The 18,556-nt window shown below is 73.0% G+C and carries 9 protein-coding genes; 8 read left to right on the top strand and 1 reads right to left on the bottom strand.

Translation table 11 applies throughout. The features are described 5' to 3' along the window. Positions 1-113: 113 nt before the first annotated feature. Together IE271_RS22055 and IE271_RS22050 are read left to right on the top strand one after the other, a co-directional pair. Positions 114-3,428: a right-handed parallel beta-helix repeat-containing protein gene (locus tag IE271_RS22055; RefSeq protein WP_190192119.1), complete on the top strand. Its 3,315-nt coding sequence runs from the start codon at positions 114-116 to the stop codon at positions 3,426-3,428. After that, positions 3,425-4,657 carry a S8 family serine peptidase gene (locus tag IE271_RS22050; protein ID WP_190192118.1) on the top strand — a complete coding sequence of 411 codons (1,233 nt, stop codon included), beginning with the start codon at positions 3,425-3,427 and terminating at the stop codon, positions 4,655-4,657. The genes IE271_RS22055 and IE271_RS22050 overlap by 4 nt, the downstream gene beginning before the upstream one ends. Before the next feature lie 97 nt (positions 4,658-4,754). Here the strand turns inward: IE271_RS22050 and eccCa are convergent, their stop codons facing one another. Next, positions 4,755-8,756 (bottom strand): type VII secretion protein EccCa, encoded by a 4,002-nt coding sequence (gene eccCa / locus IE271_RS22045; protein WP_190192117.1) that lies wholly within the window; start codon positions 8,754-8,756, stop codon positions 4,755-4,757. A gap of 458 nt (positions 8,757-9,214) precedes the next feature. Between eccCa and eccD the strand changes: the two genes are divergently transcribed. The 6 genes from eccD to IE271_RS22015 all read left to right on the top strand — a co-directional run bounded on the left by eccD (position 9,215) and on the right by IE271_RS22015 (position 18,488). Next, positions 9,215-10,621: a type VII secretion integral membrane protein EccD gene (gene eccD, locus IE271_RS22040; protein WP_190192116.1), complete on the top strand. Its 1,407-nt coding sequence runs from the start codon at positions 9,215-9,217 to the stop codon at positions 10,619-10,621. A 45-nt stretch (positions 10,622-10,666) separates the two neighbouring features. Further along, positions 10,667-12,244 (top strand): type VII secretion protein EccB, encoded by a 1,578-nt coding sequence (gene eccB / locus IE271_RS22035; protein ID WP_190192115.1) that lies wholly within the window; start codon positions 10,667-10,669, stop codon positions 12,242-12,244. A gap of 485 nt (positions 12,245-12,729) precedes the next feature. Next, entirely contained in the window at positions 12,730-13,065 is a 336-nt protein-coding gene (locus IE271_RS22030; RefSeq protein ID WP_190192114.1) for a hypothetical protein, read from the top strand. A gap of 84 nt (positions 13,066-13,149) precedes the next feature. Beyond that, on the top strand, positions 13,150-13,458 hold the full coding sequence (locus IE271_RS22025; protein WP_190192113.1) for a WXG100 family type VII secretion target: 309 nt from the start codon (positions 13,150-13,152) through the stop codon (positions 13,456-13,458). A gap of 307 nt (positions 13,459-13,765) precedes the next feature. Further along, a complete protein-coding gene (locus IE271_RS22020) occupies positions 13,766-14,233 on the top strand; it encodes a type VII secretion system-associated protein (RefSeq protein WP_190192112.1) in 468 nt (155 codons plus the stop codon). 127 nt (positions 14,234-14,360) lie between these two features. Then, the gene (locus IE271_RS22015; RefSeq protein WP_190192111.1) at positions 14,361-18,488 is read left to right on the top strand and encodes an AAWKG family protein; all 4,128 of its coding nucleotides are present in this window, start codon (positions 14,361-14,363) and stop codon (positions 18,486-18,488) included. Positions 18,489-18,556 lie beyond the last annotated feature (68 nt).

Raw genomic sequence — 18,556 nt, 5'->3', positions numbered from 1 at the left:
TCCCGCCCCGCGCCGCGGGCGCGGCATGATGACACCGTCGGCTCGCCGACACACGGCCCCCGGCGAGAGCGGGGGCCATGCCCAAGACGCCGACGAAGCAAGGAGGTCCGCGCGTGTCGCGCCAGGTACTGACGGTCGGTCCCGGGGACCGGGACCGCTACCGGACGATCGGTGAGGCACTCGCTGCGGCCCGGACCGGTGCGCTCATCAGCATCCGGTCGGGGACGTACGCGGAGAACCTGGTGATCCACACCCGGGTCACCCTCACCGCCGCCGAAGGGCGGGGCACCGTGGAGATCCGGCCGCGCACGGGCAGTGTGCTCGCGCTGCGCGCCGACGCCGTCATGCTCTCCGAGCTGACCCTGCGCGGCGGCGACCCCGAGCTGCCGGCCGTGGACGTGCGGCGCGGGCAGGCCGCGCTGGACGGCTGCGAGGTCATCGGCTCCGCCTGGACCGCGATGCTGGCGGGGGGCACCGGTTCCCTCGCGCTGCGCGACTGCCGGGTGAGCAACCCGCAGGGCGCGGGCATCGTGGTCACCTCGACCACGCCCACCACCGTGGAGTCCTGCACCCTGGAGCACCTGGGCACCAGCGGTCTGGTCATCGCGGAGCAGGGCGACGCGCGGGTCCGCGGCTGCACCGTGCGCGACGCCCGCGGCAACGGCCTGCTGGCCAACGGCGAGGCCCGCGGCACCGTCGAGGACTGCGACATCTCCTCCACCGACAAGCCCTCCCTCGCCCTGGAGCAGAACTCCTCCCTGTCGGTGGTGCGCACCGTCGTGCACGACACCAGCACCGGCGTGCACCTGAGCAGCGCGGGCCGTACGACGCTGGAGGACGTCCGGGTCACCGGCGCCTCCGGCAACGGCATCGCCCTGGCCGCGGGCACCGACCCGGTGCTGCGCCGCTGCCGCGTCTCGCGCACCCGCGGCCACGGCGTGGTGGTCACCGACCGGGCGCGCGGCACCTTCGAGGACTGCTGGGTGGACAGCGCGCAGGGCGTGGCCCTGCGGGTGGCCGGGGCCGCCTCCCCGGCGCTGACCGGCCTGACGGTGCGCGACTGCACCGAGACCGGACTGCTCCTGGAGGAGGACTCGGCGCCCGAGCTGGACCGCCTGGAGGTGATCGGCAGCTCGCCCGCGGTCGCGGTGCGCGGCGGCGCCAACCCGCTGCTGCGCCGGGCCCGCCTGATAGAGCCCTCCGGCGACGGCATCGCGGCCACCAGGGACGCCCGCGGCCGTGTCGAGGACTGCGAGGTCGTCCGGCCGAACGGCGCGGGTGTGCGGGTGGCCTCCGGCAGCACCCTGTACCTGGCCGGCGGCGGGGTCTCCGACACCGCCACGCACGGCCTGGTCGTGGAGAACGGCGGCAACGTCACCGTCCGCGACTTCCGCGTGGAGAGATCCGGCGAGGAGGGCGTGGTGGTCGACGGGGGCGGCGAGCTGACCGCCAGCCGCACGACGGTGCTCACCCCCCAGAGCCACGGCGTCCTGCTCCGCGAGGGCGCGCTCGCCTCGCTCAACGGCTGCGAGGTCGCCGGCGGCACCGCGGACGGCTTCCGCGTGGAGTCCACCTCGCCGGTGTCCCTGGTGAACTGCACCGCCCGGGAGAACGAGGGCGGCGGCCTGGTGCAGACGGCGCCCGGCGAGCGGCTCGCCGTGGAGGGCCTGAGCAGCACCGGCAACGGCAAGCGGGACGCCTGGGGCACCGGCAGCGCCGAGAACACCGACCCGGCCGGCTCCGGGGCCGCGGACGCGCCGCCGCCGGACCGGGAGGACGGCCCGCTCGGCGCCCTCAACGCGCTCATCGGTCTGGAGAACGTCAAGGAGCAGGTGCGCACGCTGGTCAACCTGACGCAGCTCGCCCAGCGCCGCGAGCAGCTCGGCATGTCCGCCCCGCCGATGAGCCGGCACCTGGTCTTCACCGGTCCGCCCGGTACCGGTAAGACCACCGTCGCCCGCCTGTACGGGGCGATCCTGGCCGAGCTGGGCTCGCTGCGCAGCGGGCACCTGGTGGAGGTCTCGCGCGCCGACCTGGTCGCGCAGATCGTCGGCGGTACGGCGATCAAGACCACCGAGACCTTCCAGCAGGCGCTCGGCGGCGTGCTGTTCGTCGACGAGGCGTACACCCTGACCGCGGACAGCGGCCACGGCGGCGCCGACTTCGGCCGCGAGTCGGTGGACACGCTGCTGAAGCTGATGGAGGACCACCGCGACGACGTGGTCGTGATCGTCGCCGGCTACACCGACGAGATGGAGAAGTTCCTCGCCTCCAACCCCGGTCTGGCGTCGCGCTTCTCGCGGACCGTGGAGTTCCAGAACTACTCCGTGCCCGAGCTGGTCGCGATCATGGAGAACATGTGCAACCAGCACCAGTACGAGCTGGGCGAGGGCACGGCGGACGCGCTGGCCGCGCACTTCGAGGCGATGCCCCGGGACGCCACCTTCGGCAACGGCCGCGCGGCGCGCGGGGTGTTCGAGGAGATGGTGGACCGGCAGGCGGTCCGGCTCGCCTCCCTGCCGCAGGTCGGTGAGCGCGATCTGCGGCTGCTGCTGCCGGAGGACGTCTCCGCCACCGCCGCCGCGAAGGCCGCCGAGGACGCCTCCCCGGACAACGACCCGCTGACCCGCCTCGGCGACATGGTCGGCCTGGCCGAGGTCAAGCGCGACGTGACCGACCTGGTCAACCTCATCACCACCGCCCGCCACCGCGCCGCCGCCGGGCTGCCGGTGCCCTCGCTCAGCCACCACCTGGTCTTCACCGGCCCGCCAGGCACCGGCAAGACCACGGTCGCCCGCCTCTACGGGGAGATCCTCAGCCAGCTCGGCATCCTGCAGCGCGGGCAGCTGGTCGAGGCGGCGCGCGCCGACCTGGTCGGCCGGTACATCGGCCACACCGCCCAGCTGACCCGCGAGGTGTTCGACAGGGCCCGCGGCGGTGTGCTCTTCATCGACGAGGCGTACACCCTCACCCCGCGCGGCGGCGGCAACGACTTCGGCCAGGAGGCCGTGGACACGCTGCTGAAGCTGATGGAGGACCACCGCGACGAGGTGGTCGTGATCGTCGCCGGCTACACCGACGAGATGGAGCGCTTCCTCGCCTCCAACCCCGGTCTGGCCTCCCGCTTCCCGCGCCGGATCGGCTTCGCCGACTACACCTCCGAGGAGCTGGTCACCATCGTGCGGACCCAGGCCTCCGCCATGGGCTACGAGTGCGGGCCCGGCACCGGACCGCTGCTGCGGGAGTACTTCGACTCGCTGCCCCGGGACCGCTCCTTCGGCAACGCCCGCCTGGCCCGCCAGGTGGTCGAGTCGATGGTCACCCGCCAGGCCGGACGGCTCAGCTCGCTGGCCGCGCCCACCCTGGACGACCTGCGCGTGCTGCTCCCCGAGGACGTCACGGCCGCCATGCCGAAGGCGGCCCGGTGAGGCCGCCCGCCCGCGGGGCCGCCCGCCCGCTGTCCGGCGCGGCCCTGGCCGCCGCCCTGCTGCTGTCCGCGGCCGCGCCCGCCCAGGCGGAGCCCCTCCAGGGGCCCCGCGCGGCCGACGGGAAGGGCCAGGAGCTGCCCGGCATGCCCTCCGCGCTCGACCCGGAGGCCGAGCAGGTGGTCTGCACCCCCGCCTCGCGCGAGAAGGCGGAGAAGCAGGACTGGTCGCGCCAGCGCCTGGACCTGGACCGGCTGCACGGGCACGGCACCGGGGCGGGCGTGACCGTCGCCCTGGTCGACACCGGCGTCGCCGCCGGCGCCGCCGGGCTCGACGGCCGGGTCACCGCCCAGGGGTCGGCCGGTGACGACTGCGTCGGGCACGGCACCTTCCTGGCCGGGCTGATCGCCGGGTCCGGCGAGGACGGCCTGACCGGGGTCGCCCCGGAGGCGGAGATCCTGGCGCTGCGCGGCACCGACCGGCGCGGGCAGGCCGACGCCGCCCTCGTGGCGCAGGCGGTGCGCGCGGCGACCGCCGCCGGGGCCGAGGTGATCGCGGTCGGAGCGGCCCTGCCGGAACGCGACGCGGAGCTGAGCCGCGCGGTCGCCGCGGCCCTCGACGCGGGCGCGGTGGTGGTGGCCGCCGCCACCCCGGACCCGCCGTCCCGGAGCGACGCCGACGAGATCCCGTCGCGCACCTACTACCCGGCCGGGGAACCCGGCGTGCTGTCCGTCGCCGACATGCTGCCCAGCGGGGCCCGCCCGGACGGCGTCCTGCGCACCGGCGGCGTCGACCTGGCCGCGCCGGGCGCCGGGGTGGTCTCGGGCGGTCCGCGCGGCGACGGCCACTACCTCGGCGCCGGTGCCTCGGTGGCCGCCGCCTACGCCGCCGGGGCCGCCGCGGTGGTCCGCGCCGAGCGCCCCGACGACTCCCCCGGCGAGGTCGTCCACCGGCTGACCGCCACCGCCTACCCGGCCGACATCCCCCAGCTCGACCCCTACGCCGCGGCCACCACCGTCCTCGACGGCTCCGGTTCCGTCTCCGTCGGCGCCGACCGCGCGTCCGGGCCGGTGACCGTCCGCGACACCTCCGACGCCGACCGCACCACGGACCGCGCCACGCTCCTGGCCCTGCTCGGCACCGCCGGCGTCCTCGGCGTCCTCTGGGTCGCCTTCGCCCTCCCCCGGGCCCGCGCCCGGGGCTGGCGTCCGGCGCGGGCCGGGAAGGACTGACCCGAGGGGCCGATGCCCGAAGCGCCCGGCGGGGGCCACCTGAGGTGGCCCCCGCCGGGCGCTTGTGCGTTCTCGCGTCCTGTCGGCGCTTGTGTCCCTACGCCTCCTCGACCAGGGCCGTCTGCATCAGCCGGGCCTTGCGGCGGGCGATGTGGAGAGCCCGGCCGGGCGGGAGGTTGCGGGGCTTGGCGTTGCCGAAGAGGCGGCCCTCGGTGGGCGGGCAGGAGAGCAGGACCGCGGGGTTGTTGGCCTCGTCGATCCGGCGCAGCAGGGCGTCGCTGAGGGCGCGGCCCGCGCCCATCGCGCTGCGGGCGACGACCACGTGCAGGCCCATCTCGAAGCCGAGGGTGAGGTGCTCGAAGAGCGGCTCGAAGGGGCTCTGGAAGGAGTTGCTGGAGACCATGTCGTAGTCGTCGATCAGGACGAACAGGCGCGGTCCCGTCCACCAGTCGCACTGGCGCATGCGGGCGGGGGCGATGTCGGCGCCGGGCACGCGGGTCTTCATCGCGCGGGCCGCGCCCTCGACGGTCTCCTTGAGGTTGTCCAGGGAGATCACGTGCCCGATGCGGTACTCCTCGGGGATGGCGTCGACCAGGGTGCGCCGGTAGTCCACCACGATGATCTTCGCCTCGTGGGGGGCGTAGCGGGCGGTGATGCCCTGCGTGACGCGGCGCAGCAGGTTGGTCTTGCCGCTCTCGGTGTCGCCGACCACGATCAGGTGCGGGGTGCGGCTGAAGTCGTGCCAGACCGGCTCCAGGGCGTCCTGGTCGATGCCGAGCGGCAGGCGCAGGCCGCCGCCCTCGGTGGGCTCGGGCGCGGGGAGTTCGGCGAGCGGGAGCTTGTGCGGCAGCATCCGGACCTGCGGGGCGGGGGCGCCGTGCCAGTTCTGGGAGACCTCGGCGACCAGGTCGGCGACGCCGTCGCCGAGGTCCTCCAGGGAGCCGCTGCCGTCCAGGCGGGGCAGGCCCGCCAGGAAGTGCATCTTGGTGTCGGCGGTGATGCCGCGGCCGCCGCTGCGCGGCACGGAGCGGGCCTTGCGGGTGTCGATCTCGGAGTCCATCGGGTCGCCGAGGCGCAGTTCGAGGCGGGTGGCGGACTGGTCGCGGACCTGGGCGGACAGCTCCACCCAGCGGGTGGTGGTGATGAGCAGGTGGATGCCGTAGTTGAGGCCGCGGGCGGCGAGCTCGTTGAACTTCGGGATCAGGTCGTCGTAGTCCTGGCGGACCGTGGACCAGCCGTCGATGACCATGAACACGTCGCCGAAGGGCTCGTCGGGGAACTCGCCCGCGGCCCGGCGGCGCCGGTAGGACTGCATGGAGTCGATGGTGTGGTCCACGAAGAACTGCTCGCGGCGGGCGAGCAGCGTCATCACCTCGGCGACGGCCCGCTGCACCCGCTCCGGGTTGAGGCGCGCCGCGACACCGCCGACGTGCGGGAGCCCGGCGAACTGCGAGAGGCCGCCGCCGCCGAAGTCGAGGCAGTAGAACTGCACCTCGGCCGGGGTGTGGGTGAGGGCGAGGGCGGCGATCAGGGTGCGGGCCAGGGTGGACTTGCCGCTCTGCGAGCCGCCCGCGATGGCGACGTGGCCGCCGGCCCCGGACAGGTCCACGGTCAGCAGGTCGCGGCGCTGCTCGAAGGGCTTGTCCACCAGGCCGACCGGGACCTGCAGCCGGCCGGTGCCGGGCCAGGCGGTGGCGGTGAGGCCGCGCTCGGGGTCGGGGGCGATGCCGGGCAGCAGGGCGTCCAGCGGGGAGGGCTCGTCCAGCGGCGGCAGCCACACCTGGTGGGCGGCGGGGCCGGAGTGGCGCAGCCGGTCCAGGGCCACGTCGAGCAGGGTCTCCTCGTCGCCGGTCTCCTCGGTCTCCGGCTCCGGTTCGGGTGTGGCCTCCAGGGTGCGCGGCACCACCCAGCCGCTGGTCCACGGCACCACCTGGCTGGCCACCCGGGCCTGGACCACCGCGCCGGTGCGGCGCCGGTAGGTGCCGGAGGAGTAGGCGGCGCGGAACCGGGTCAGGGCCTCCACACCTGACTTCAGGTAGCCGTTGCCGGGCGCGGCGGGCAGCTGGTAGGCGTCCGGCACGCCGAGCACGCCGCGGCTCTCCATCGCGGAGAAGGTCCGCAGGCCGATGCGGTACGACAGGTGGCTCTCCAGCTGGTGCATGCGGCCCTCGTCCAGGCGCTGCGAGGCGAGCAGCAGGTGGACCCCGAGGGAGCGGCCGAGGCGGCCGATCATCACGAACAGGTCCATGAACTCGCGGTGGGCGGAGAGCAGCTCGCTGAACTCGTCGACCACCACGAACAGGCTGGGCAGCGGGGAGAGGTGGGCGCCGCCGGCGCGGGCGCGCTCGTACTCCAGGGCGGAGGTGTAGTTGCCCGCGGCGCGCAGCAGCTCCTGACGGCGCATCAGCTCGCCGTGCAGGGCGTCCTGCATGCGCTCCACCAGGGCGGCCTCGTCGGCGAGGTTGGTGATGACGGCGGAGGTGTGCGGCAGTTCGTCCAGGCCCAGGAAGGTGGCGCCGCCCTTGAAGTCGACCAGGACGAAGTTGAGGGTCTCGGAGGAGTTGGTCAGGGCGAGGCCGAGGACGAGGGTGCGCAGGAGCTCGCTCTTGCCGGAGCCGGTGGCGCCGATCAGCATGCCGTGCGGGCCCATGCCGCCCTGCGCGGACTCCTTGATGTCGAGGTCCACCGGCCGGCCGTCCACGCCGACCGCGATCGGCACCCGCAGCCGGCCGGCGCCGGTGTGCCGCGCGAACAGGGTCTTGGGGTCGTGCCGGTGCAGGTCGGGGATGCCGAGCAGGGTGGTCAGCTCGACGTCGGTCTCCAGCGGCTGGGCGATGTCGGTGCCCAGGCTGATCCGGCGGGAGGTGAGCAGCCGGGCCAGCGACTCCGCCCCGAGCGGGCCGAGCCGGTCCGGGCGGCCGAGCGGCACGGACCGCTCCTTGCGGCTGCGGTCGGTGCGCACCAGGTTCACCCGGCCGGGGCCGACGGTCAGCCGCAGCGTGTTGCGGCCCGGCCGCCAGCGCAGCGCCCCGGAGGCGTCGAGGATCAGGGCGTTGCGGTAGCCGTGGCCCTCCCAGCGGTGCCCCTCGGGGACGGTGACGCCGTCCAGGACGACGACGGTGTAGGGCTCGTCGCGGCCCGGGCGGGCGTCCGGGTCGAAGCCGGGGCGCTCGGCGAACTCGGCGCCGAGCAGGTCGTCCAGCTCCGTGAGGTCGGCGGTGATCCGGCGGACCTGGCCGGCGCCGTCCTCCTCGTGCGGGTCCAGGGCGTGCGGCAGCCACTTGACCCACTCCCAGTCGGGCCGCCGCTCGTCGCTGACGCAGAGGGCGATCCACAGCTCCTCGGGCGCGTGGAAGACCGCGAGCTGGGCGAGCATGGCGCGCACCAGGGCGCGCACCGCTTCGGCGCCCGGACCCTCGGCCGGGTCGCCGCCCTCGGCCCGCGCCTCGCCGGAGGTCTCACCGGACGTCTCGCCGGGAGTCTCCTCGGGGCGCAGCAGGACCCGGGCGGAGGAGCGCAGGTACAGGCCGAGGGGCTGGTCGGGGATGGTGGAGTAGGCGCGGATGAAGCGGCGCAGGGCGTGCGCGCACAGCGGTTCGAGGTCCTCCACCGGGCGGGTGGAGACCGGGTTCAGGGTGAGGGCCAGCTGCTGCTCGCCGACCGCGATGCGGATCTCGCCGAAGTCCTCGTCGGCCGGACGGCGCTCCCACAGCCGCGAGGTGCGGGCCAGCGAGCGCAGCGAGGCGGGCTCGGGGTGGCGCCAGGCGAGCGCCCGCTGCTGCTCCACGATGGTGGCCCGGACGCGCTTGCGGATCTGCGCGAGGTAGCGCAGGTAGTCGCGGCGTTCGCCCTTCAGGCGCTGCTTGCGCTCGCTGGAGCGGCGCATCAGCTGGCCCAGCAGCATGGCACCGGCGGAGAGCGCCATGACGCCCATCGCCAGGTACATGAAGACGCCGTTCCCGCCGCCGGGGCGCAGGAACATCAGCATCATGGACACCGACATCAGCGCCATGGGCAGATAGGTCCACACCGCCGAGGTGTCCGGCACCGTCTCGGCGAGGACGGGCGGCTCCTGGAGGGTCAATTGCCCCTCGGGCATCTCCGGACCGCGCCTGCGGGCCGGCCGGCGAAACAGCACCACACTCAAGGGACGAAACCTCCGGTTTCACTGGGCATTCCGGCCCGCACCGATTTACCGGTACACGCGGTGACGGGAATGGAACGCACCGCATTCATTCCTGCGCTTCCCGGACGCCGGTGAACACCGCGTGAATGTTCTGGGCGGGAAGCGGGCGCTCGACTCCCGTACCGGTCCAACTCCTCGGCGGGCACGGAGTCCGGTCCGCAGCACGAGCCGGCGGGCGTAGGCAGTAGTCTGCATTCACGGAACGCGAACTGTCCACGCGACAGAGATGGCCACCGGGCACATATCCCCCGAATTTCCCTTGTCCGGACCGCCGTTCCCGGCCGCGTCGGCGTTCCGTACTCTTCGCATGTCCCCTTTCCCGGTGAAGTCCTTCCCCGGCGAAGCCTCCACGGAAGACGAGAGTTCAGCTGATGACCGACAGCGCGGTGGCCGAACTGTGCCGCCTGACCGTACGCGCGCCTAGCGTCTCCGTCGATCTGGCCGTACCCGCCGACGTGCCGGTCGCCGATCTGTTGCCCACGCTGCTGCGCTATGTCGGCGAGGAGGCCGAGGAGGCCGGACTCGACCACGCCGGCTGGGTGCTCCAGCGCCTGGGCGACGCCCCGCTCGACGAGGAGGCGACCCTCGCCGCCGCCGGGCTCGCCGACGGTGACGTGCTCTACCTGCGCCCGCACACCGAGGCGCTGCCCGAGGCGCGCCTGGACGACCTGGTGGACGGGATAGCCGACACCGCGGGCCGGAAGCTGCACACCTGGCACCCCGGGGCGGCCCGCGGGCTGCTGGTGGGCACCGTGGTGGCGACCGTGGTGGCCGCCCTGGTGCTGGTGTTCCGGCCCGGGGTGTCCGGCTCCGGGTCCCTGCGGGCCGTCTGCGCGGCCGTGGCCGGGCTGCTGCTGCTCGCGGGCGCGGGCTCCGCCAGCCGCGCGGTCGGCGACCGCCTCTCCGCGACCGCGCTCGGCCTGCTGGTCGCGCCCTGCCTGGCGCTGGCCGGCTGGGTGCTGCCCGGCGGCGACGTGAGCGGCCCGGACGCGGTGCGGGTCGTGGGCGCGCGGCTGCTCGCGGCGGGCGCGGCGGGCGCCGGCGGCGCGGTCATCGCGCTGGCCGCCACCGCGGTCGGCGCCCCCGCCCTGCTGGCCAGCGCGGTGGTCCTGGCGGCCACCGCCGTCGCCGGGGCGCTGATCGGCTACACCGGCCTGGACGTGCCGGCCGCTGCGGCGCTGGTGGTGGCGGTGCTCGTGCTCGCCGCCGGCACGGTGGCGCCGTTCGCCTTCAAGCTGGCCGGGATGCGGATGCCCGCGCTGCCGTCCTCCGCAGGACAGCTGCAGGAGGGCATCGAGCCCTACGCGGGCGACGAGATCGCCGAGCGCACCGAGCTGGCCGGGCGCTGGGTCACCGCGCTGTTCGCCGCCACCGGCACCGTCGCCGCGGCCGCCCTGGCCGTCCTCGCCGAGCGCCCCGACCTGCCAGAGGTGCTGACCGCGCTCGCGCTGAGCCTGCTGCTGCTCCTGCACTCCCGCGGCCTGGTCCACATCTGGCAGCGGCTGACCCTGGCGGTGCCCGGGATCTGGGGCCTGCTGCTGCTCGCCCGCGCCTGGGCCGTGGACAGCAGCGGCGACGGACGGGTGGTGGTCTTCGCGGTGCTGCTCGCCGCCGCGGCCGCGCTCGTGATCGCCGCCTGGACGGTGCCCGGCCGCCGGATGCTGCCGTACTGGGGCCGCGCGGCGGAGCTGGCGCACACCGGCCTCGCGGTCGCCCTGCTGCCGCTCAGCCTGTGGGTGGCGGGGCTCTTCGGCTGGCTGCGCGGCCTGTTCGGCTGAGCCCGCCCGTACGCCGGGACATCGAGAACGAGGTGAGGAGAGGCTGTGCAGTCCAAACGCGACCAGGTGCACGCCCACAGTTTCATGATGGGCAGGCTCAGCTCGGGCCTGCTGATGGCCGACCCCGACGCCCCGGAGAGCCCGCTGGGGCGCACCACCCGCGGCGTGGTCTTCGGCGTGCTGGTCACCGTCCTGATCGGCGCGGGCACCACCGTCTACGGGCTGCTGCGTCCCGGCGGCAACGACGGCTGGCGCGACGGTGAGCACCTGGTGGTCAACCGCGACACCGGCGCCCGGTACCTGTGGACCGGCACCGACGGCGTGCTGCACCCGCTGCGCAACTACGCCTCGGCGCGGCTGATCGGCGGCTCCGACCTGGCGACCGAGGACGTCGGCACCGCCTCGCTGCGGGACGTCCCGGTGGGCTCCCCGGTCGGCATCCCCGGCGCCCCGGACGCCGTGCCCGAGCCCGGCCAGCTCGACGCCGGCGCCTGGCACCTGTGCGTCACCGGGCCGGACGGGGCGCTGGCCGACACCTCCGGCGAGGTGGCGGACACCGGGGTGGAGGAGCCGGGGGCGACCACGCTGGTGGCCGGCGCGCCGCTGGACTCCGACGGCGTCGGCGGCGACCACGGGGTGCTGGTGCGCGGCCCGGACGACACCGAGTACCTGGTGTGGAAGGGCAGCAGGCTGCCGCTGGACGAGGCCTCCGACGCCCGCAACGCCCTCGGCTACGGCTCCGAGGAGCTGATGCCGGTCTCGGCGGCGTTCCTGGACGCGCTGGCGCCCGGGCCCACGCTCGGCCCGCCCGCGGTGCCGGGACGCGGCGAGGAGGGCCCCTCGCTCGGCGGCGAGACCACCCGGATCGGCCAGGTGTTCCAGGTCAGCGTGGTCGGCGGCGACAGCACGTACTACCTGCTGCAGAAGGACGGCCTGGTGCCGCTGACCCGCCTCGGCGCCGCCCTGGTGCTGGGCGACCCGGCCACCCAGAAGGACGCCTACCAGGGGAAGTCGCCCGAGGCGCGCACGGTCGGCGCGGACGCGCTGCGCGGGCACCTGGCGAAGGACGCGGACCCGGCCGGCTCTTCGGAGCTGCCGGACGAGCCGCCGGCCCCGCAGTCCGTGCCCCGCGGCAGCGCGCTGTGCGCGCAGGTGGACGGCGGCGACGGCGGCGCCCGGATCAGCTCGGTGCTGGTCCCGCTGACCGGGCTCGCCCCGGTCGCGGTGGCGGAGGGCACCGCGCAGCCGGTGACGGCGGCCTGCGTCCCGACGGACGCCACGGTGGTGCGGCCCGGGCACGGCGCCCTGGTCCGCGCCCTGCACGCGAGCGGCGCCGCACACGCGGGCACCACCTACCTGGTGGCGGAGAACGGTGTGAAGTACCGGGTCTCCGCGAAGGACTCGCTGGAGGCCCTCGGATACGCGCAGAAGGACATCGCCTCGGTCCCGGCGCCGCTGCTCGCGGCCCTGCCGACCGGCGCGGACCTGGACCCGGCCGTCGCCTCGGGTTCCGCGGAACCGCAGGTCACGGCCCCCCGGTGCGAGACGGGCGGGCAGAAGAAGGGGAAGAGCGGGGAGAGCGACGAGCCGGGCAAGGAAGGCACAGCCGACACCGCGTCCTGATTCGGGCGAGGGGCGCGTAAACCGTCCGTGAAAAGGAGAAGGGGCGAGACAGGGAGCCTTTCCGAGGCGAACCAGGTGCCGGTGCCATGGAGTCGGTGGATCGGCTCCATGGCCGGACACTGGTGAAAACCTCAGAAAAAGCTCAGAATTTTGCACCGGCGGCATCCCGGAATCCCGCACGGATGTGCACTTGTCGCGAACGGGCCTCCCCGGCGTCCGTTCGCCTTCTTCGCGCGCCCTCTCCCGGCCGCACCGAGTCGCCCGAGGGCCGTTCCCGGCCTGCTTCCCGGCCGACCGGAAGGCCGTGTTCATCCTGCGGAAAACTTCAGACAACTCCGTTGCCACAAACGAATTCCGGCGGGCTGGCCTATGCTCAAATCTTCCTTACACGCGTTGCGCGGAACGCTCGGTTCTCCTTAGCCTCAGCGGGCAACGGTGCAGTGGGCAACGGTGCGACGAGATCGCTCGAACGAAGGGAGCGCGACATGGCGGACAGCGCCGCAAGGAAAGCGGACTATGCCAAGGGCTTGGGGGGCGTCTCGTCCCTGGAGACGGCCCGGAACCAGGTCGAGAAGATCCAGAACAACGTCGCCGAGATCGCGGCGCGTTCGGGCGTCGGCGGCGACGAGGGCCAGGCCCTGCTGAAGCTGTTCCGCAGCTGGAACGGCGAGGCGCAGAAGGTCGTCGTCCAGATCAGCAAGATGATCGACGCGCTCCAGGAGAACGTGACCTCCGCCAACCGCCTGGCGAAGGAGAACCAGGACCTGACCGAGGTCCTCAACAGCAAGACCACCCAGGGCGTCTTCGAAGCGCTGCTCTGACCCACCCCTCACGGCACGGCCCCCGCGGGGGCCGGACCCCGTGAGCCCCGGGCCCAGGGGCCCGGTCACCCGAGAGGAGACGTCATGGCCGACGGCATCATCGACGTACAGTATTCCGTGGTCCGCAACGCCATCGAGGAGCTGAAGACCCAGACCCAGGGGATCATCACGGCCCTCAACACCCTGGAGGACGAGCTGAAGCCGCTCGTCAGCTCCTGGGAGGGTTCGGACCAGGAGATGTACATCCAGGTCCAGGCCGAGTGGGACCAGGCCACCAAGAACATGGCCACGCTGCTCGGCGACAGCGGCGAGCTGGTCCAGAGCATCCACGACAACCACTCCCGCGACGAGCGCAGGAGCGCCGACAACTGGGGCAACGTGCGGGCCCGCTAGGTTCCGCCCGAGGTTCCCCCTCGTCCGTGCCGTGGACGGACCCCGATGTCCGGTGCGTGTGACCGGAAGGCAGCGGAGCGCCCGCGTGGTGGACCCACGCGGGCGGTTCGGCAGGGCGGTCGGCCCCGGGACGCAGCTCCGGGGAGAGAACACGCCGGACGCCGCGGGCAGGGGGGACTTCGCGCAGATCCGGTGCGCCGCCCGGCGTGCGTCCGCCTCCGGCCCGCCGGTCCGGGGCGGTCCTCCCGGGCGTCCACCGGGCCACCAGGTATCCCCCGTCCGGCACCAAGCGGCAGGAGAACGTCCCATGGCCGACAGCAAGGCCGATGTCAAGCATTTCGACCTCAAGCAGATGGAGAACTTCCGGGACAACGAGGTGGCCCCGGTGTACACCGCTGCGAAGAAGCACCGCGAGGACGGCGACGGGTCCACCATCCGCCCGCTCGGCGACCTCATCGACGGGCACACCACCGCGGACAACCTCGACCAGAAGCAGCAGATCCTGCGCATCGGCAAGATGGCTACCGAGCCCCTGGTCTCGGGACCGACGCTGGTCGAGAACGTCCGCGCCGCGGCCGAGGCCATCGACAAGCTGCTCGGGGACCAGATGGAGCTCTTCAAGGAGCTGAAGGAGGCCCTCACCGACACCATCGAAGAGGCCAACAAGACCAAGAACAAGAACCTGGACGCGATCGACGCGCAGACGCTGCTCCAGACCTTCGAGGAGGTCGACACCCTCACCGCCGGCACCACCGGCGAGGAGAGCGACACCTGAGTCCGAGCCGCGCGTACCGGCCAGGGACATGACCGACCGGCGCGCCCGCGTACGCACCCCCGGCCGCGCACCCGCGTGAGGACGCGGTGCGCCGGCACGAACGACATCCGACCAGAAAGAGCGCCCGGTGGCCGACCGTTACGATCCCAAATCCGGCGAGAACCTCGACAAGTTCGACAACGCCAAGGCCCCGTCGAGCGACACCTGGGCCACCCTGGTCACCCACATCACCGGCTACCCGGTGCCGGACCGCAGCACCGTCTTCGACACGCTCCGCTCCGACCACGGCGGCAAGCTGTTCCGCATGGACATCCGGACGCTGAGCCTCAGCCTGGTCGTCAAGGACTCCGGCTTCCTGCAGAACAAGGGCGAAGACTACGACATCTACTTCTTCGACAGCGGCAAGAAGACCTCGATCAAGCAGGCCCGGATCGTCTTCGAGGGCCGCGTGAAGACCGACGACGGCCAGATCATCTTCGACGGCACCGACTCGACCGACGTCAACAACGTCTCCGTGCGCGAGGGCAACGAGTTCACGGACTACAACAAAGACAAGATGAGCACCATCCCGCTCGCCCGGTACATGAACGGGCCGCGGGCGGCGCTCATGGCGCTTCTGGCCGGCAACACCTCGGACGCCCGGTTCAGCAACCTGAGCACGTCCGGGGACGGCGCGGTGGACCTGAACTCCTTCAACACCACCGGAGATTCCTTCGACTACGCGGCCAAGTTCTTCAGGGACCACGCGACGGTGCTGAAGGACTGGGAGGACCGCTTCGGCCGGGACGACGCCAGCTGGAAGGGCGAGGCGGCGGAGGTCTTCCGCAGCCTGCTGACGAAGATCCGCGAGAACTACGACGCCTACATCGAGACGTTCGACACCTCGCTCGGCACCGGCGCCGAGGCCGGCACCGGCAACACGGTGTACTCGCGCGCCCTGTCGCTGGGCCGCAAGTACCTGGAGGACTCCGCCAGGACGCTGCTGAACGCATGGCTGGAGTGGGCCAAGTCGCCGTACTACGACCCGCACCGAGTGCTGCGCTACGTCCTGGACGACCTCGCCCAGTGGGTGGACTCCAACAACGTCGCCAAGACGGACATCAAGTCGACCACTACCGGCTCCGGCTACTCCTACACCACGACCATCTCCCACAGCCCGCAGGCCGGCTTCTCCCAGGTGCACCCGGAGTACGGCGACCTCAACGACATCGCGAACTGGGCGAAGGTCGGTGACAAGGCGGTCAAGATCTGGACCCAGGGCGTCGACGAGTACCTGGGCAAGCCCGCCGCCCAGGTGCAGTCCAACCTGAACAACAACTTCCTGGACCTCGGCGACGACTTCACCGACAACGTGCCCAAGCCGAAGTCGACCAGCACCGCCTCGGAGGCGTACGAGAAGAAGAAGGCGGAGGAGGAAGAGGAGGAGCTCAAGAACCAGCGCGAAGAGGACAAGAAGTACCAGGACGAGCTCCGCGAAGAGCAGAGGAAGCAGCGCGAAGAGGACAAGAAGTACCAGGACGAACTGCGCGAAGAGCAGAACAAGCAGCGCGAGGAAGACAAGAAGTACCAGGACGAACTGCGCGCCGAGCAGAACAAGCAGCGCGAAGAGGACAAGAAGTACCAGGACGAACTGCGCGAAGAGCAGAACAAGCAGCGCGAGGAAGACAAGAAGTACCAGGACGAACTGCGCGCCGAGCAGGAGAAGGAGGCCGAGGAGCAGCGCAAGGCCATGGAGGAGAGCCTCGGCGACATCAACAACCCCGGCGGCGGGGCCAACGAGGAGACCCTCGGCAACCTCGATGAACTGCTGAACCAGAAGGTCCCGGTCACCGAGAGCCTGGGCGACCTCGGCGGTGTGAACGGCGCGGCGAACGGCGGCCCGGACGGGACCGGCGACGACGTCAACCGGGCGGTCACCGAGACCCTGGGCGGCCTCGGCGACGTGAACGGCGCGGCGAACGGCGGCCCGGACGGGACCGGCGACGGTCAGCAGTCCCTCACCGACACCCCGCCGGCCGTCCAGTCCCTGGGCAGCTTGGGCGCGCTGAACGCCGCCAACGACGCGGTCACCCAGAACCTCGGCGGCCTCGGCGGTCTCAACGGCGGCCCCCTCAGGACCCCGACCGGCGGCAGCACCCAGTTCAACAACGGCAAGCTCAACACCGACTTCGGCAACGGCAGCAGCACCAGCTTCGACCCCGACACCGGGCTGCTCACCACCGTCAACCCCGACGGGTCCACCACGACCACCGACCTGGGCAACGGCATGACCGTGACCAACCCGGACGGTTCGATCACCTCCCTCGGCGACGACGGCAAGCTGACCACCACCTTCCCCGACGGCACCACCCAGCAGATCGACCCCGCCACCGGCCAGGCCGTCACCACCAACCCCGACGGCACGACCACGACGACCGACCTGGGGAGCCTGGGCAACCTCAACGGCAGCCTCGGCAACGGCAGCCTCGGCGGCATCGACGGTGTGCTCGACACCCCGACCGGCGGCAGCACCCAGCTGACCAGCGGCGGCGACCTCAACACCGACTTCGCCGACGGCAGCAGCAGCCGCTTCGACCCCGACACCGGGACGCTCACCACCGTCGGCCCCGACGGCACCACCACCGTCACCGACCTGGGCAACGGCGCCACGGTCACCAACCCCGACGGCTCGACCACGTCCCTCGGCGACGACGGCAAGCTGGTCACCGAGTTCCCCGACGGCACCACCCAGCAGATCGACCCCGCCACCGGCCAGGTCACCACCACCAACCCGGACGGGACCACCACCACCGAGAACCTCGGCAGCTTCAGCGGTCTCAACGGCGGTGACGGTGTGCTCGACACGCCGACCGGCGGCAGCACGCAGCTCACCAGCGGCGGCGACCTGACCACCGACTTCGCCGACGGCGGCAGCAGCCGCTTCGACCCCGACACCGGGACGCTCACCACCGTCGGCCCCGACGGCACCACCACCGTCACCGACCTGGGCAACGGCGCCACGGTCACCAACCCCGACGGCTCGACCACGTCCCTCGGCGACGACGGCAAGCTGGTCACCGAGTTCCCCGACGGCACCACCCAGCAGATCGACCCCGCCACCGGCCAGGTCACCACCACCAACCCGGACGGGACCACCACCACCGAGAACCTCGGCAGCCTGGGCAACCTCAACAGCATGAACAGCCTGGGGAACGCCGGTCCCGACATGTCCCTGGAGTCGATCGGCGACCTGGGCGACCTGGGAAACATCAACAGCGACCTGGGCGACCTCGGGAACATCAACAGCGACCCGGGCGGGCTGGAGACCCCGACCGGCGGTCACACCTCGCTCGTGGGCGACGACTTCGCCACCACGTTCGCGGACGGCAGCAACACCCGCTTCGACCCCGACACCGGGATGCTCACCAGCACCGACCCGAACAACTCCACCACCGTCACCGACCTCACCCACGGGGCGCGGGTCACCAACCCGGACGGCTCCACCACCTTCCTGGACAACGGCATGCTGACCACCGAGTTCCCGGACGGCAGCAAGCAGGTCATCGACCCGGACACCGGCATCGCCACCGTCACCGACGCGCAGGGCAACACCGCGACGGTGGACCTGCACGACCTCAACACGTCCGGCGGCCTCGACAGCTCGGACGTCCTCGGCGGGCTCGACGACCTCGGCAGCATCGGCGGACTCAACGGCAGCGGCGGCGCGGGCGGGGGCACCACCCAGGACGTGCCCTTCTCCGAGCTGGGACTCGGCGGCGGCAGCGCGAGCACCGCGGCCTCCGGCGGCGGCCTGTCCGGGACCGGCTCCCTGGACGGCTACAGCGGGTCCGGGGTCGCCCCCCTGTCCGACAGCACCGCCGCGGCCGCACCGCTGGCCGCCGCCGCGGCGGCCGGCACCCCCGGCGCGCCCGGCATGCCCGGCAGCCCCGGCATGCCCATGGGCGGCGGCATGGGCGGCATGGGTGCCGGCGCCGGCGAGAAGGGCAACGGCGAGCGGGTGCGGGCCGTCCTGGTCGACGCGGCGGAGGAGAGCGAGCGCCGCAACCGCCGACGGCGCAGCCCGTGGAACCGCCAGGAGGACACCGACACCTTCCTGGCCCCGGCCTCCCGGGTGGCGACCACCGGCGGCGAGTCCTCCGGGGAGGAGGAGGCGGAGCCGGGCCGCAGGGTCACCACGTCCGCCGACTACCTGGAGGAGGACGCGGACGTGTGGGGCACCGACGAGGGCGGCGCACCGGCCGTCATCGGGCGGTGACCGCCGGTCCCCCTGCCGTCACCGGACGGTGACGGCAGGGGCGGAAACCGGGTGTGACCACGGTAAAG

Origin of the sequence: Streptomyces minutiscleroticus (assembly GCF_014650875.1) — a bacterium.
Taxonomy (GTDB): Bacteria; Actinomycetota; Actinomycetes; order Streptomycetales; family Streptomycetaceae; genus Streptomyces; species Streptomyces minutiscleroticus.
Note: the sequence above shows the minus strand (reverse complement) of the source record. Positions and strands in the feature narration are given on the sequence as shown.

Coding starts and splice junctions, on each gene's coding strand:
- IE271_RS22030 (WP_190192114.1), top strand. CDS start 12,730: ATGGCGGACAGCGCCGCAAGGAAAGCGGACTATGCCAAGGGCTTGGGG.
- eccD (WP_190192116.1), top strand. CDS start 9,215: ATGACCGACAGCGCGGTGGCCGAACTGTGCCGCCTGACCGTACGCGCG.
- IE271_RS22025 (WP_190192113.1), top strand. CDS start 13,150: ATGGCCGACGGCATCATCGACGTACAGTATTCCGTGGTCCGCAACGCC.
- eccCa (WP_190192117.1), bottom strand. CDS start 8,756: ATGCCCGAGGGGCAATTGACCCTCCAGGAGCCGCCCGTCCTCGCCGAG.
- IE271_RS22020 (WP_190192112.1), top strand. CDS start 13,766: ATGGCCGACAGCAAGGCCGATGTCAAGCATTTCGACCTCAAGCAGATG.